General features: G+C 64.7%; 11 protein-coding genes. 5 read left to right on the forward strand and 6 right to left on the reverse strand.

Translation table 11 applies throughout. From position 1 onward, the window contains the following. Nucleotides 1–227 precede the first annotated feature (227 nt). Nucleotides 228–1,487 (reverse strand): ABC transporter substrate-binding protein, encoded by a 1,260-nt coding sequence (locus NKI69_RS08415; RefSeq protein ID WP_023810860.1) that lies wholly within the window; start codon nt 1,485–1,487, stop codon nt 228–230. A gap of 2 nt (nt 1,488–1,489) precedes the next feature. Next, nucleotides 1,490–2,449, reverse strand: a complete 960-nt coding sequence (locus NKI69_RS08420) for an N-acetylmuramic acid 6-phosphate etherase (protein ID WP_023810861.1) — start codon at nt 2,447–2,449, stop codon at nt 1,490–1,492. 198 nt (nt 2,450–2,647) lie between these two features. Here NKI69_RS08420 and NKI69_RS08425 point away from each other — a divergent pair, with 198 nt between their 5' ends. From NKI69_RS08425 to NKI69_RS08445, 5 genes are read left to right on the forward strand one after another with little or no spacing between them, the layout of a single operon-like run. Continuing rightward, a complete protein-coding gene (locus NKI69_RS08425) occupies nt 2,648–3,529 on the forward strand; it encodes a glucosamine kinase nucleotide-binding domain-containing protein (protein WP_023810862.1) in 882 nt (293 codons plus the stop codon). Next, nucleotides 3,526–4,308 (forward strand): GntR family transcriptional regulator, encoded by a 783-nt coding sequence (locus NKI69_RS08430; RefSeq protein ID WP_023810863.1) that lies wholly within the window; start codon nt 3,526–3,528, stop codon nt 4,306–4,308. The genes NKI69_RS08425 and NKI69_RS08430 overlap by 4 nt, the downstream gene beginning before the upstream one ends. Beyond that, nucleotides 4,305–5,342 carry an SIS domain-containing protein gene (locus NKI69_RS08435; protein WP_031213096.1) on the forward strand — a complete coding sequence of 346 codons (1,038 nt, stop codon included), beginning with the start codon at nt 4,305–4,307 and terminating at the stop codon, nt 5,340–5,342. Before NKI69_RS08430 ends, NKI69_RS08435 begins: the two co-directional genes overlap by 4 nt. Continuing rightward, complete coding sequence (nagA, locus tag NKI69_RS08440) at nt 5,339–6,544, forward strand: N-acetylglucosamine-6-phosphate deacetylase (protein WP_023810865.1); 1,206 nt, start codon at nt 5,339–5,341, stop codon at nt 6,542–6,544. The genes NKI69_RS08435 and nagA overlap by 4 nt, the downstream gene beginning before the upstream one ends. A 33-nt stretch (nt 6,545–6,577) precedes the next feature. Further along, nucleotides 6,578–8,617: an ABC transporter ATP-binding protein/permease gene (locus NKI69_RS08445; RefSeq protein WP_023810866.1), complete on the forward strand. Its 2,040-nt coding sequence runs from the start codon at nt 6,578–6,580 to the stop codon at nt 8,615–8,617. A 21-nt stretch (nt 8,618–8,638) separates the two neighbouring features. Here NKI69_RS08445 and NKI69_RS08450 read toward each other — a convergent pair whose 3' ends face one another. The 4 genes from NKI69_RS08450 to NKI69_RS08465 all read right to left on the reverse strand — a co-directional run bounded on the left by NKI69_RS08450 (nt 8,639) and on the right by NKI69_RS08465 (nt 16,227). Further along, on the reverse strand, nt 8,639–10,153 hold the full coding sequence (locus NKI69_RS08450) for a malonate--CoA ligase (protein WP_352720939.1): 1,515 nt from the start codon (nt 10,151–10,153) through the stop codon (nt 8,639–8,641). Between the two features lie 177 nt (nt 10,154–10,330). Next, nucleotides 10,331–11,071, reverse strand: coding sequence for a GntR family transcriptional regulator (locus NKI69_RS08455; RefSeq protein WP_128305144.1), 741 nt, complete (start codon nt 11,069–11,071; stop codon nt 10,331–10,333). A gap of 410 nt (nt 11,072–11,481) precedes the next feature. Beyond that, nucleotides 11,482–12,159, reverse strand: coding sequence for a ribulose-phosphate 3-epimerase (gene rpe, locus NKI69_RS08460; protein ID WP_352553280.1), 678 nt, complete (start codon nt 12,157–12,159; stop codon nt 11,482–11,484). Nucleotides 12,160–12,375: 216 nt separating this feature from the next. Further along, on the reverse strand, nt 12,376–16,227 hold the full coding sequence (locus NKI69_RS08465) for a DUF7929 domain-containing protein (protein WP_352720943.1): 3,852 nt from the start codon (nt 16,225–16,227) through the stop codon (nt 12,376–12,378). Nucleotides 16,228–16,232: the final 5 nt, after the last annotated feature.

Genomic DNA, 16,232 nt, shown 5'->3' on the forward strand with positions numbered 1-16,232 from the left:
CTCGGTTCCAAAGGGTATCGATCTAGATGATGCCTCGATGCACGGCCCTGACATCCTTACCGGATGCGGCAAGAACAAGGCCTGCGACTGATCAGCTAGCCTTCCCCACAACAGTGAGGGTAAGGCCGGGAGGCGGTGCCGACAATCGCAATCTGAATAGGTGCACTGTGAAGGAGGTGGTCCGGAACCGGCCAGGCGTGCGCCCGGCCGGCTCCGTTGCCTGAGCTCTACTTCGCCGGCTTGTACCAGCTGTCGAGGCCGGTCTGCAGCTTCTTGGCGGCAGCTTCCGGCGTATCGGTGCCGTTGATGACGTTGGCCGATTCGACCCAGGTCTCGTTCTCGAGGTTCGGCGTGCCGCGCGACAGGATCTGGTAGGTCGAACGGATCGTCGGCTTGCACTTGGCGCGCCAGGAGACGAATTCCTGCGCCAGCGGGTCTGCCATCTTCACCGGCGCGGAGTTCAGGCTGAAGAAGCCCGGCAGCGCGTTGGCGTAGATGGTGGCGAAATCCGGCGAAGCGACCCAGGACAGGAAGGTCTTGGCCGGATCGGCGTTCTTCGAAGCCGCATTCAGGCCCATGCCGATATCGGTATGGTCGGAGATGTAGCAGGTGTCGCCGGCCTTCTCGACCGGCGGCGGGAAGGCGCCCATCTTGAACTGCGCCTGGGTGTTGAACAGGCCGATTTCCCACGAGCCGGCCGGGTAGATGGCGGCGCGGCCGAGCGTGAACAGGTTCTGACTATCCGGATAGGTCTGCGCCTCGAAGCCGTCGCCGAGATAAGGCTTCCACTTGGCCAGTTCCTCATAGGGCGCGACCCAGTCCTTGTCGGTCAGCTTTTGCTCGCCCTTGATCAGCGCCGCGCGGCCGTCCTCGCCCTTCCAGTAGTTGGGGCCGATGTTCTGGTAGCCCATGGTCGCGGCTTCCCAGAGATCCTTGGTGCCCATCGCCATCGGGATGTAGGTGCCGTCGGCCTTGATCTTGTCGAGCGCGGCGAAGAACTCGTCGCGGGTCTCCGGCACCTTGATGCCGAGCTTGTCGAAGGCGTCCTTGTTGTAGATGAAGCCGTGGATGACCGAGGCCATCGGCACGCAGAAGCTCGCCTTACCGTCGTCGGTCTGCCAGGCGGATTTGGCGACGGGTGAGAAGTTCTCCATGCCGGGTAATGCCGAGAGGTCGGCAAGGTTGCCCTTCTTGAACAGCTCGAGCGACTTGTCGAATGGGCGGCAGGTGATCAGGTCGCCCGCCGAACCGGCGGCGAGCTTGGCGCCCAGCGCCGCGTCATATTCGGTCGGAGCCGACGGCGCGAACACCACCTTGATGCCCGGGTTTTTGGCTTCGAAGGCCGGGATCAGCTTGTCCTTCCAGATGGCAAGGTCGTCACCGCGCCAGCTTTCGATGTTGAGCGTTACGTCTGCGGCATAAGCCACCCCGGCCGAGCCGAGAATGCTGGTGCCCAAAAGCAGTGCCGTCAGTAGTTTCGTTGTCATGCTCAGTCTCCCTGTTGACCTTTTTCAGGTTCGGTTTTGATGAGAACGGAGGCAGTGCGCCCTTTGCTCCCCTCTATCGCGGAAAGGGCCGGCCGCAGCTTCTGGCCGGCCTCTTCCAGTATCTTCTGCGCCGCGTCAGTGCTGTCGGCGCCGGCGGCGAGCAGAATGGCGGTCTTGACCGCGCCGCCGCTCTTCTCGAGCAGGCGGGCCGCCTCGTCCGTGTCGCGCCCGCTGACGGCGGCGACGATGCGCGCCGCGCGGTCGCGCAGCTTGATGTTGTCGGCCATGAGATTGACCATGTAGCCGTCATGCACATGGCCGAGATGGATTGCGGTCAGCGTCGACAGCATGTTGAGCGCGATCTTCTGGGCGGTGCCGGCGCCCATGCGCGTGGAGCCGGCGATCAGCTCCGGTGGCGTTTCGAGCAGGATGGCGGTTTGTGCCTGGCGCAGCAGCGCAGAGTCCCTGTTGTTGGCGATACCGATGGTGGCAGCGCCGCGGCGCGCCGCTTCCTCGATGGCCCGCACCGCATAAGGCGTCGTGCCACTGGCGGAAATGGCGATCAGGCAGTCGCCCTTGCGGAGGCCCGCCTTGGCGACCGCTGCCGCGGCCTCCTCGGCATCGTCTTCCGGCCCGCCGGCCAATGTGCGGAAGGCGTCGTCGCCGCCGGCGATCAGGATGGCAATACGGTCACGATGAATGCCGAAGGTGCCCGGAAGCTCCAGCGCATCGGCCAGTGCCATCAGGCCTGAGCTGCCGGCCGCGGCGTAGGCAAGCTTGCCCCCGCTCTTCAGCCTGCCCGCGATGATCTCGGCGGCCCTGGCAATGGATGGAATGGCATGGCGCACGACCTTCGCGGCTTCGATCTGCGCGTCGGCCAAATAGGAAAGGACGGTGTCCGGGGCCTGGATATCCAGCCCCTCGGCATTTTTGTGAAGCGCTTCGGTGCGCGTTTCGGCCATCCCGGTTCCTCCAATACCAGAACAATACCAAAAAAATACCACTTGTCCACACGCATTAACGAATTCGCTGGTCGGAAATCGCTGAGCCGACGAGATACGCAGATTTTCCAATAAAATACGGCTTAATCTTTTTGAAACGGAAATTAACCCTTGGCTATTGGTATTTTATTGGTATTGTCCGCCTGGAGGAGAAATCACGTGAATTTCGTGCTCGGAATCGATGGCGGCGGCACCAGCTGCAGGGCCGCCCTGGCAACGGCGGACGGCATGGTGATCGGCCGCGCCAAAAGCGGCGCCGCCAACATCCGCACCGACCTGACCGGCGCCCGCTCGAACATCGTCGAGGCCGCGCGGCAGGCGTTCCTCGCCGCCGGGCAGGATGCGGAATTGATCCCGCGAACTCCCGCAATTCTCGGCCTTGCCGGCGCCAATGTCGGCACCTACCGTCAGCAGCTCGAAGCGATCCTGCCGTTCAGCATCAGCCGCGTCGAGACCGACGCCGAGATCGCACTGGAAGGCGCTGTCGGCTCCGGCGACGGCGCCATGGCGATCCTCGGCACCGGCACCGCCTATATGGCGCGCAGACAAGGCAAATCGCGCGCCATCGGCGGCTGGGGCTTCCAGGTTGGCGACCAGGGCAGCGGCGCCCGTATCGGCCGCGACCTGCTCGAACAGACACTGCTTGCCTATGACGGCGTCCGCGAAGGTTCGCCGCTGACGCAGAGCATGCTGGCCGTGTTCCGCAACAACCCGGAGGACGTCGTCGAATTCACCACCAATGCCAAGCCGGGCGACTTCGGCGGCTTCGCACCCAAGGTGTTCGAGCATGCCGAGAAGGGCGACAGCGTCGCCAACTGGATCCTCGACAGGGTGGTCGCCGATGTCGAAGCCTCGCTCGGCGCGCTCGACCTTGCTGACGACGCGCCGCTGTGCCTGCTCGGCGGGCTGGCGCCGCTCTACGCGCCGCGCCTGTCTGCCCGCTACCGGGCGCTGCTGAAGCCGCCGCTCGACGACGCACTGGGCGGCGCGGTGCAGATGGCGGTTCGCCTTTTCGCCGGACACGCGGAGGCAACTCGATGAGCGACGCCGCCGACCAGATCTTCGCCACGCTCAAACATCAGGCGCAAAGCGGCGCGCCGCTTTATCTGCAGCTTCGCAAGAGCATCGAGGACGCGGTCAATCGCGGCCTGATCGGGCCGGGCGACGCGCTGCCTTCCGAGCGCGACATCGCCACCAAGGCCGATATTTCGCGGGTCACCGTGCGCAAGGCGGTGCAGGACCTCGTCAAGGGCGGCATCCTGGTGCAGCGCCACGGCTCCGGCACTTTCGTTGCGCCGCGCATGGAGCGTGTCGAACAGTCGCTGTCGCGGCTGACCTCGTTCACCGAAGACATGGCGCGGCGCGGCATGGCTGTGCGTTCGGCATGGCTCGACCGCGGCCTTTACGCACCTTCGCCCGACGAGATGATGGTGCTCGGCCTGTCCTCGAGCGAACTGGTGGCGCGCGTGGCGCGCCTGCGCATCGCCAACGACACGCCGCTGGCGATCGAGCGCGCCTCGCTGTCGGCCAGCGTGTTGCCCGATCCGGCTGATATAGGCTCCTCGCTCTATGCGGCGCTGGAATTGACCGGCAACCGGCCGGTGCGGGCGGTGCAGCGCATTTCCGCCGCCAATCTCGGCGACAGCGACGCGCGCCTGCTCGAAGTGCCGCCAGGCATTGCCGGCCTGCACATCGAACGCATTTCCTATCTGGCGAGCGGCAAGGTGATCGAATTCACCCGCTCCATCTACCGGGGCGACGCCTATGATTTCGTCGCCGAACTGCGGCTGACAGGGCCGAGCGAAGAGGGCCGACCATGAGCACGACAGAAATGACCCATATGCGGCGCGAGATCGAGGAGGTCCCGCAAGCGGTCGCCCGCCTGCTCGACGGCTCCGGCGCCGTGCTGACCGAGGCCGGGCGCGGCATCCGCGAACGCGACCCGCAGTTTGTCGTCACCGTGGCGCGCGGCTCGTCTGACCATGCCGCCACCTTCATGAAATATGCCGTCGAACTGACCGCCGGCCTCGCCGTCGCATCGGTCGGACCGTCCATCGCCTCGATTTACGGCCGCAAGCTCAGGCTCGCCGGCTCGGCCTGCCTGGCGATCTCGCAGTCGGGCAAGAGCCCCGACATCGTCGCCATGGCCGAGACGGCACGGGCCGGCGGCGCGCTGACCATCGCCATCACCAACACCGCCGATTCGCCGCTGGCGCGTGCTTCGGACTATGCAATCGATATCCTGGCCGGCCCCGAGCGCAGCGTGGCGGCCACCAAGACCTTCATCAATTCGGCCGTCGCCGGCCTCGCTCTGATGGCGCACGCCACCGGTGACGAAGCGCTGCTGGTGGCACTGGCCGGCTTGCCGGAGCATTTCCGCAAGGCGATCGCCTGCGACTGGATGAGCGTGCTGTCTGAGACGATCGAGAAACAGAAATCGCTGTTCATTCTCGGCCGCGGCCCGTCGGCGGCGATGGCCAATGAGGCGGCACTGAAGTTCAAGGAGACCTGCGGCATTCATGCGGAGGCCTACAGCGCCGCCGAAGTCATGCATGGCCCGCTGGCGCTGATCGGCCCCGATTTTCCGGTGTTGGCGCTGGCCGCGCGCGATGCGTCCGAACCGTCCATCGCCGAGGCCGCCGACAGCCTGGCGGCCAAGGGAGCGCCGGTGTTCGTCACCTCGGCACTAGGCAAACGCGCCGTGCGCCTGCCTCATGTCGCCACCGGCCATCCCCTGACCGACCCGCTGACGCTGATTGTGTCCTTCTACATGTTCGTCGAGGCCTTTGCCCGCCACCGCGGTCTTGATCCGGATACGCCGCGCAACCTTCGCAAGGTAACGGAGACAGTATGAGCGGCCGCTTTGCCCTGACCGGCGCCCGGATTTTCGACGGCGACGACTGGCATGAAGGCCACGCGCTTGTCGTGCGCGACGGTCTCGTCGAGGCCATTTTGCCCGCCGGCGCCATCGCCTCGGATATCCGCGTCGTCGACACCGGCGGCGGCGTGCTGACGCCGGGCTTCGTCGACCTGCAGGTCAATGGCGGTGGCGGCGTCATGCTCAATGACCACCCCGATGTCGCTTCGATCGAGACCATCTGCCGCGCACATGCGCCCTTCGGCACGACGGCGCTGCTGCCGACTCTGATCACCGACACATCAGACATCACCGCCGCCGCTGTCGCCGCCGGCGAGGCAGCGGCGCGCCAGAAGGTGCCTGGGTTTCTCGGACTGCATCTCGAAGGCCCGCATCTGTCGGTCGCCCGCAAGGGCGCACATGATCCGGCGCTGATCCGGCCGATGACGGACGCCGACCAGGCGATGCTGATCGCCGCGCGGCAAAAACTACCGGTGCTGCTCACCACCATTGCCCCGGAATCCGTCGAGCCGGCGCGCGTCGCGGCACTCGCCAAGGCCGGCATCATCGTCAGCCTTGGCCATTCCGATACCGGCTATGCCGCCGCCAGCGCCTTTGCAGAGGCCGGCGCCTCGATGGTCACCCATCTGTTCAACGCGATGAGCCAGATCGGCAATCGCGAACCTGGACTGGCGGGGGCTGCCATCGACATCGGCAGCTTGTCCGCCGGTCTCATCGCCGACGGCATCCATGTCGACCCGGCCACGATCAAGATCGCGCTGCGCGCAAAGCAAGGTCCCGGCAAAATCGTGCTGGTCACCGACGCCATGGCGACAATCGGCACCGACATGACGTCGTTCACACTCAACGGCCGCACCATCTATCGAAGGGATGGCAGCCTGAGGCTCGCCGACGGAACGCTGGCGGGCGCCGATCTCGATATGATCTCGGCCGTTCGTTTCATCCACCGCGTCGTCGGGGTCGAGCTTTCCGAGGCCTTGCGCATGGCCTCGCTCTATCCGGCGCAAGCAATCGGCCAGTCGCACCGGCTGGGCCGATTCGCCAACGGCACGGCCGCGGACATGGTCGCGCTGTCGGACGATCTCGACACGAAGGGCGTCTGGATCGGCGGCGAAAAGGTTTTTGCGGCCGGTTCCGCCACTGCGTTGATTTCAGGTTCAAGTCGGCTGACGTCATGAAACCTTTTGATTTTGAGGTCGTTGTCGGAGCGTATGTCCGAGGCGAAACCCAAATTGAAACAGGCCGACGGCATCAAACCGCGCGATGCCTTGAAGCCGCGACAGCAAGCGCCGCGTGACCAGAGGCCACGCCACGAGGAGTTGCGCGAAAAAAAGCCGTCGGCCGCCGAAGCTGCCCCCGAGGTCGACGGCCAGCCGGGACCGCCACCGGAGGCTGTCGAGCCCGATCCGCAACTGACGCTCGAAGAGGCCGAGCAGGCGCGCAAGAAATATCTGCTGCGGCGTTTCTGGATCAGCGCGCGCGGTTACTGGAGCCGGCGCGGCGACCGGCTCGCCTGGCCGTTCACGATCGGGGTGTTGCTTCTAATCTGCATCAATATCGGCTTCCAGTATGGCATCAATGTCTGGAACCGCTCGATGTTCGATGCGCTCGAGCAGCGCAACGCCCGCAGCGTCTACTTCCTCAGCGCGCTATTCGTACCGCTGGTGATCTGCAGCGGCAGCCTTGTCGTCGCGCAGGTTTACCTGCGCATGACGATCCAGCGCCGCTGGCGTTCCTGGCTGACCACCGCGGTCATTGCGCGCTGGCTGGCAAGCGGTCGCTACTACCAATTGAACCTCGTCGGCGGCGACCACCAGAACCCCGAGGCCCGCATGACCGAGGATTTGCGCATCGCCACCGAGTCGCCGGTCGATTTCATCGCCGGCGTCCTCAACGCGTTCCTGTCGGCCTCGACCTTCATCGTCGTGCTGTGGACCATCGGCGGCGCGCTCACCCTGCCGATCGGCAGCGAGAGCATTACCATTCCCGGCTTCCTAGTCATCACCGCGATGATCTATGCCGCCATCACCTCGACCTCGATGGTGGTCATCGGCCGCCATTTCGTCCGGCTCTCCGAGCAGAAGAACCAGGCGGAAGCCGAATTGCGCTACACGCTGACGCGCGTGCGCGAAAACGGCGAGAGCATCGCCTTGCTGGGCGGCGAGGAGGAGGAGCGCAGCGGCATCGACAGGAATTTCGGCCATGTGCTCAGGCAATGGGCGCTGCTGACGGGCCAGCACATGCGCACGGCGGCGGTGTCGCAGGGATCGAGCCTGTTTGCGCCGGTCGTGCCGATCCTGCTGTGCGCGCCAAAATTCCTCGAAGGCTCGATGACGCTTGGCGAGGTGATGCAGGCAGCGTCTGCCTTTGGCATTGTGCAAGGCGCGTTCGGATGGCTGGTCGACAACTACCCGCGTCTTGCCGACTGGAACGCCTCGGCGCGGCGCATCGCCTCGCTGATGATGTCGCTCGACGGGCTCGAGCGTGCGGAGCAGAGCGACGCGCTCGGACGCATCCAGCACGGCAAAACCGAAGACGGTGCGATGCTCAGCCTCGACGATCTCTCCGTCACGCTCGACGACGGCACCTCCGTGGTCAAGGAAACCGAGGTTGCGATCGAACCGGGTGAGCGCGTGCTGGTGGCCGGCGAATCCGGCTCGGGCAAGTCGACGCTGGTGCGGGCCGTTGCTGGCCTGTGGCCATGGGGCGGCGGCAGCGTCAATTTCCACGCCGACAGGCGACTGTTCATGCTGCCGCAACGCCCCTACATCCCCTCGGGCACGCTTCGCCGCGCGGTCGCCTATCCCGCGGCGGCGGACAAGTGGACGATCAAACAGATCAAGGCCGCCCTCGACAAGGTCGGCCTTGCCTATCTTGCCGAAAGGATCAAGGAAGAAGCGCCATGGGACCAGACGCTGTCGGGCGGCGAAAAGCAGCGCCTCGCCTTCGCGCGCCTGCTGCTGCACCGCCCCGATATCGTCGTGCTGGATGAAGCAACCTCGGCGCTCGACGAGAAGAGCCAGGACACCATGATGGCGACGGTGATCCGCGAATTGCCTGATGTCACCATCATCAGCGTGGCGCACCGGGCCGAGCTGGAAGCCTTCCACAGCCGCAAGATCACCCTCGAACGGCGCGAGGGCGGCGCCAAGCTTGTCAGCGACATCAATCTCGCCCCACGCAAGCGCAACCTGCTGAAGCGCGCCTTGTGGGGTTCCGGCAGCCGGGCCGAAAGGCCGCGCAAGGAGTAAGGCGCCCCTGCCCCAGCGCAACTATGATGCGTATATGTCCTTGTAGGTGTCGCGCAGCAGGTTCTTCTGTACCTTGCCCATGGTGTTGCGCGGCAGTTCATCGACGAAGATCACCCGCTTCGGGTGCTTGTATTTCGCCACCCGCCCGGCGATGGCGCCGAGAATTTCGGCATCGGTGATCGGCGATGACGGCGCACGCACGACGACGGCGGTGACGCCTTCGCCGAAATCCGGATGGGCAACGCCGATGACGGCGCTTTCGCTAACCCCGTCGAGCGCGTCGATCTCGCTTTCGAGTTCCTTCGGATAGATATTGTAGCCGCCCGATATGATCAGGTCCTTGCCGCGGCCGACAATGTGGACGTAGCCGTCGGCGTCGACCATACCGAGATCGCCGGTGATGAAAAAACCGTCGGCGCGGAATTCCGCCTTGGTCTTCTCCGGCATACGCCAATAGCCGCCGAAGACGTTGGGGCCTTTGACCTCGATCATGCCGACCTCACCCTGCGCAAGTGCTGCGCCGCTGTCGGGATCGGCGATGCGAAGCGTGACGCCGGGCAAGGGGAACCCGACCGTACCGGCGCGCCGCTCGCCCTCATAGGGGTTCGAGGTGTTCATGTTGGTCTCGGTCATGCCGTAGCGTTCGAGGATCGCGTGGCCGGTGCGCTCGCGCCAGGCCTTGTGCGTCTCGGCCAAAAGCGGCGCCGAGCCGGAAATGAACACACGGATGTTTTTTGCCGCCTCATGGGCCAGCCCATCCTGCTGCAGCAGGCGCACGTAGAAGGTCGGCACGCCCATCAGGGCCGTGGCACGCGGCATCAGCGAGACGATGCGGGCCGGATCGAACTTCTGCTCGAACAGCATCGAGGCGCCGGCCATCAGGACGACATTGGTGGCGACGAACAGGCCGTGCGTGTGGAAGATCGGCAATGCGTGGATCAGCACGTCGTCTCCAGTGAAACGCCAGTGCTCGACCAGCACGCGCGCGTTCGAAGCAAGGTTCTCGTGGCTGAGCATGGCGCCTTTCGAACGGCCGGTGGTTCCCGACGTGTAGAGGATTGCCGCGAGGTCATCCGACCCGCGCGCCACGTCATGAAAATCCGTCGGCAGCCGCGAGGCCTGGTCGGTCAGCGATCCCCGGCCGTCGCGGCCGAGCGTGACGGTGACGGCGCCCGTCTTTTCCGCCAGCGCGCCGATATCGGCCGCTCTTGCCGGATCGCAGACGACCAGGCGTGGTTCCGCGTCGCCGAAGAAATACTCCAGCTCGGCCAGCGTATAGGCGGTGTTGAGCGGCAGGAAGACGGCGCCGGCTCGCAAGCAGGCGAGATAGAGCATGACCGCTTCCGGGCTCTTCTCGACCTGCACGGCAATGCGGTCACCGGGTTCGACATCCAGTTGCAAGAGCGCATGCGCAAGCTGCGCAGAGCGGGCCAGCATATCGCCATAGGTGAGCAAGCGGCCATCATCGGTCTCCATCAGCAAGCGCGCTGGCGCCGGCATCCGGGACCGGAACGCATCGAACAGATGATTGCTCATGAAGACTTCCTGGGGTGCTACGGCGCTGAGCATGCGCCTGTCGCGGCATGCCTCGGCGGCGAGAGTTCGCGGTTCTTGGCCGCGCCGTCAAGCCCGCCGACAGCAGTTCACGCCAGCCGCTCTCCACGCAGGCTGAGCGCAAGAAACGAGCGCAAGAGACCCGCCAGGAAACGACTGCTATCGCCGAGCGCGTTTGCCGGCGAGTTCCTTCGTTTCGTCGTCCTGCTCGAAGCGCTTCATGCACATGGCGGCAGTCAACCGGTAGTGGTTGAGCAGTGCCTCGACGGCACCGTCGGCATTGCCGTCCAGGGCACATTCGGCGATCAGGCGATGCTCGCCGAAATCGTCGCGCTGGACGCCTTCGCCATCATTGGCCATTTGCCGGTAGCGATAGGCGTGATCGGAGAGCTGGTCGCAAAACCCCACCAGCCATTGCGACCGGCAGGCCGAAATCAGCACCCTGTGAAAGATGCGATGCAGCCTCTCCCAATCGGGATTGAGCGAGACGAGGTTCTGCGGCGAAAAACGTGACGCACGGCCCAGGCGATGCAGCGCCAGCACGAGTTGTTCTTCCCATTCGGCGGTGCGGTGGACGATGGATTCGCGAAGCGCCCGCTCCTCGAGCCAGCAGCGGGTGCGCGTCAGCTCTTCGAGTTCCGGCGCACTGACCGGCATGATGAAGAAGCCGCGCTGGTCGTGCCGGCCGAGAAGTCCTTCCGAGGCGAGGCGATTGAGAGCCTCGCGGACAGGTGAGGCGCCGGCCCCATATTTGGAGACAACCCATTCGACCCGCAGTTTGCTCTCGGTTTCAAGGACACCGCCGAGAAGATCGTCCCGCAATTGCTGATAGACCGTACTGGCAAGCGTGCTCTTCGGTCCCGCAGCGTCGTCGTTCAGATTGGCAGCTCCGTATGTCATAGCGACTCCTTGTCCCCAAGACTTGGCCTGGGCGATTCGAGTCTGAAAGCATCCGCCGTCTCGTACTTGTACCATACAGCGCGAGCATTCGCCTGCTCAAGCAGAAGATCACGTTATTGTACTTTAGCACAAAGGAATATGCGGCATTCCGGAGTGCAATGCTGTAATTCCGCGCATTTTCACAACCTGTGGAAACTTAACATGTTTTGTATGCACGCAGGAGAATCTGTCTTTCTGTTCTTTTGTATGCGCGCGAGATCAACTGTCTGCTTTGGGCATAGGCCGGCGGACCTTGAGACCGAATCAGGCAACCGCTCAGCCCGATGCCGTTACGCATCAGATATTCACAAGCCCCGCCCGGGACCAGAACCTTAGCCGGCATGTCGGGCCGACCGCGGGAACACCGCCGGTCAGCCGGCTGCGTTGTCGGCTGCCGTCCTGATCGCCTGGATGTTCTGGCGATAAGCCTCGACGCTGCCGCCCTTGAAGATGTAGGCGCCCGCCACCAGCACGTCGGCGCCGGCAGCGGTGACCAGCGGCGCGGTTTCGGCTGAAACACCGCCGTCGATCTCGATGCGGATCGGCCGGCCGCCGATCAGGGCCTTGACCCGCTTCACCTTGTCGACAACCGCCGGGATGAAGGCCTGGCCGCCGAAGCCCGGATTGACGGTCATGATCAGGATCAGGTCGAGCCGGTCGAGCACATATTCGACCACGCTTTCCGGCGTCGCCGGATTGAGCGACACACCGGCCTTCTTGCCAAGGTTCCTGATGGTCTGCAGCGAGCGGTCAAGATGCGGGCCGGCCTCGGCATGGACGGTCAAACCGTCGCAGCCGGCCTCGGCGAAAGCGGCCAGATAGGGGTCGGCCGGGGCAATCATCAGATGGCAGTCGAAGAAGGCCTTGGTGCGGTTGCGGATCGCCTTGATCACCGGCGGGCCAAAGGTGATGTTGGGCACGAAATGCCCGTCCATAACATCAAGATGGATCCAGTCGGCGCCGGCCGCCGCCACCGCTTCGACCTCATCGCCGAGTTTGGAAAAATCCGACGCCAGCACCGATGGTGCAATCAGGGTCTTTCTGCTCATGGGTGCGGCCTTTCCGAGTGTCCTTCTCGTTCGGCCACCCTATCGACTGCCTAATGTGCCACAGCCGACTTGTCGAGGGTGCAGGCGCGGGCACCGCGCAGGCTGACGTGCCAGCATCCCCGATCACGTGCGGCCAATTCCCGCTTGCCCCCACAGCTACGAAGAAAAACCCGCCGAATTGCTCCGGCGGGTTTCTGGTCTCGTGTCGAGCAGTGGTTATTGCTGCTGGAGCTTCAGGATTCTGTCTTGAGCCGGATCCTGCCGCTGTTCGACCTGCGGCCTGCTCCGTGGCAGTACCTGCTGCAGCAGCAGGCCGGGGTTGAGCTCCAGCGACGGTTGTCCGCGGACGGGCCGGCAGTTCGGATAGCGCCCGATCGTGCCTTCCGGGCAGCGCCGCCTGATGATCGGCTGGCATTGGCCGTTGATCATCTGCGAGCCCGGTGCGCATTCCACCTCCTGTCTGGGCTTGCGGCATGCGCCGTTGATCACCTGCGTCCCACGCGGGCAGACACACTCGCCGCGCTTGTTGTGGACCTGGCCGCGTATGTCGCATTGCTCCTGCGTCGGCTGCTTGCGCCGGCAGGCATTGCCCCGCACCTCGGTACCCCTCGGGCAGACACAAATGCCGTTGGCGTCGTGGACCTGACCACGGATCGTGCACTGCTCAGGCTTTGGCCGGATCGGACGGCAGGCGCCGTTTCTGACCTCGGTACCCCTTGGGCAGACACAATCGCCATCCGCGTCGTGGATCTGACCACGGATGATGCACTGCTCAGGCTTTGGCCGGATCGGGCGGCAGGCACCATTGCGCACCTCGGTCCCTCTCGGGCAGACGCAGTCTCCATCGGCGTCGTGAACCTGACCACGGATCGTGCACTGCTCAGGCTTTGGCTGGATCGGGCGGCAGGCATTGCCCCTGATCTCGGTTCCCCTGGGGCAGACACAATCGCCATCCGCATTGTGGACCTGGCCACGGATGGTGCACTGCTCGGGCTTGTCGGTCCTGACACATCTGCCGTTCTCGAGCCCGGTTCCGCGTGGGCAGACGCAACGGCCGTCCTCGGTGCGGATCTGGCCTTCGAGCAGCACACAGCGCTTCGGCTGTTCCGGCTTCGGCACGATACCACCGCCCGGCGAGCACTGGCCGTTGCGGTAGGTGGTGCCTTCCGGGCAAACGCAGCGGCCGGCATCGTTCATGACGAAGCCTTGCGAGCATTCCTTCTGCGTCTCCTGGCCAATGGTGAAGGGATGGCAGGCATAGGCCTTGCCGCGATCGCCCTCGATGTTGGCCTGGTCGTCGGAAAGCACGTCGCCACCGCCTTGCACCCGTGTGTCGGGAGAGAGCACGCCGACGCAGTTCTGGCCGCTGACATTGCCCTGCAGATTGGCCAGGCGACCGTCGTCGGGAATGACCACGGTGACATGGTGCACCCGGCTTTCGCCGGCGCCGAGCGACAAATTGGCAATGCAGGACAGTGGCAAGATTGCCGGTTCCGGCGAACAGCCAAAGGGCGGATCGATCGACGTGATCTCAACGCCTTCCAGCCTGCCGAGACCCTCCACGCCGATCGCATCGCCAATGCGGACCGGCCCGGAGAAGGGGGTCGTTCCGTCATTGGTGATGGTGATCTCGAACGAACAGGGTTGGCCGAGCCTGCATTCACGGTCGCCGGTCTTTTCGACACGGATGGTCGAAGAACCGCCGCCCTTGGCGCAGGCCTGGCCAAAGGGATAGACGACGTCGTCGCCCGGTGCCGGCCCATAGGAGCCGCGCGCGCAGTTTTCGAACGCGCCATTGGCCGAGACCGTCACGTCGAAGTGGCGGCTGGTTCCAGGTACCATGACGGCACCGGGAATCTGGCACGACAGCGCGTTGGCCGGAACCGGTCCACACGCCCATTCCGCACCGTCAGGGGTGACGGTTTGGATCTGGACAGGCGCGCCGCCGGCAACCAGCGTGGCGGCATCGTTGACCCGCACCGGGCCGGTGGGGGCAGCGGTGCCAAGGCTGATGACGGTGATGCGGCAAGAGATGACCGCAGCGCCGGCGAGCGAGCCGTTGCACACCTTGGTGATGCGCAAGGTCGGCTTGCCGCCATTGGGATGACGGAAGCGTTCCTTTGCGCAGGCCTTGTTGTTGGTGAGATCGTTTTCACCGGGGATGGGCTTCACCGTCGCGCAATTCTCGACAGTGTCCGACTGGTAGCCGGCCGGCATGACCGCCTTGACGACGATCGGCGTCGAGCCGCCCGGAGGCAGCGAGATGCCCGCATTGTCGCAGCGGAACAGCCCGGGGCCGGTTGGTGCGCAGGTCCATGGCGGGCTCGGGCCGAAGGTCGAGGAGGCTGGCGCGCCGCCGGGATAATTGTCGATGACCGTCAGCGGTCCATTGTAGGTGGCGCTGCCGTTGTTGATGATGTCGATCACGAAGTAGCAGATGCCGTCGGCCGTGCAGACCGGGATACGGGCACGCTTCTTCAGGATCAGGTCGACCTTCTTTTCGACCGGCGGCCGGCAGTCGCGGTCACGGTCGCCACGTCGGCAGACCGGGATCGAGGCACAGCCGCGGTCGTTCGACTGGCTGCCGAACAGTGGCTTGTCGCTGGCGCCGTAATTATAGGTGGCGCAGTTGCGCAAGACGCTGCCTTGCCAGCCTCCGGCCGGCTTGAAGCCGAGCTTGAGGTCGACGGAGGCCCCCGGATTGAGCGTGGTCACCGGATGGGTGCAAATCATAGGGGTGGTGCCGGGTACGCAGACCCAGGGCGGATTGGGCCCTGAATCGAGTGTCGAGCCGGCCGGCAGCGTCACCTCGTCGAGCACGATCTTGCCGTGGTAGGCACTGGTGCCGACATTGGTGACCCTGATGGTGAAGTCGCAGCCGCCGCCCATCGTGCAACGCGTCACGTCGGCGCGTTTCTCAACCTTGAGGTCGGGCTCCTTGTCCTTGGGCGGGCACCTCTGGTCACGCGGGATGACGATGTCGATGGTCTGCGTGCAGCACAGGCCCCAGCCTTCCTTCGGACCGGCATAGGTTTCGATGCCGGTGACGATGAGGTGGATGACGTCGCCGGGCGATGCGCCGACGATCTTCCAGTTGAGCACACCGCCGCCCGCCGGCACCAGTTGCGTGTCGGGGATGATGGTGATGCCTGATGTGGTCGTCGAAACCTGCACCCATTTGCCGCCCATCTCCGGGCCGACCGGCATGTGGTAGATGAAGGCACCGCCGCCGGGCACGCAATCGACCGTGCCGCGTTCCACCTTGAAGCATTCCTTGCCGGGAGGTGGCGGCGGTGGGTTGCACTTGGTGACGTCGATCTTGATCGAGGTCTTCACGCCGGTCTTGAAATCGCCGTCGTCGGGCTTGCTCGGATCCTGCGACGGGATGATGGTCCCGGTGCCCGGTCCGGCGGTCACCTTGATCATCCCCTGGTTGTCGACGATCGTCGGCGCGGGAAATGCCGCATGATCGATCTTGGCCGTGATCTTGAAGTTGATGACGCGCTCGTTGGGAGCGCCGGCGCCGTCGAGATCGGAAGTGGAGATGCGGAAGTCTGAAACAACAGCGGTATCGTTGGGACCCGCCGAGGTGCTGATCGTCGCGCCCGGCAGTGGTCCGCCGGATGAATCCGTGCCGTCGCCGGACACATTGACGTTGACGATCTCAAGGCCGTGCGGAAGCTGGTCCTTGAAGTCGACCCGGACCTTCTTCAGCCTGGCCTCAAGGCTCGGGTCGGCAAGGCCCTGCGGATCGCCGCGCAGGCCGAAGCTCAGCGAATAGACGACGTAGTCGCAGCCTCGTTGAGTGCCTTTCTTGGTGAAGAAGGGCACGACCCGGTCGGGCCTCGGAGTGATGACGCGCGAACTGTCGAGATCGAGCTTCAGCTCCGGGGTGATCGGGGCAGCGCCTTCCGCAAAGCCTTGCACCGGGGTTAGCATGGCGACCGCGATACCGGCCGCCATCAGCCAGCGCGCGCCGCGCCTGGCGTATGACAGGGGTTTCATGATCGTCTCCACGATGGTTTCTTGAGTGTTGGTTGCGAATGGGGAGAGTGCGAGATTTTTCATCTTCC

This window comes from Mesorhizobium sp. M0491 (genome assembly GCF_040321265.1).
Taxonomy (GTDB): domain Bacteria; phylum Pseudomonadota; class Alphaproteobacteria; order Rhizobiales; family Rhizobiaceae; genus Mesorhizobium.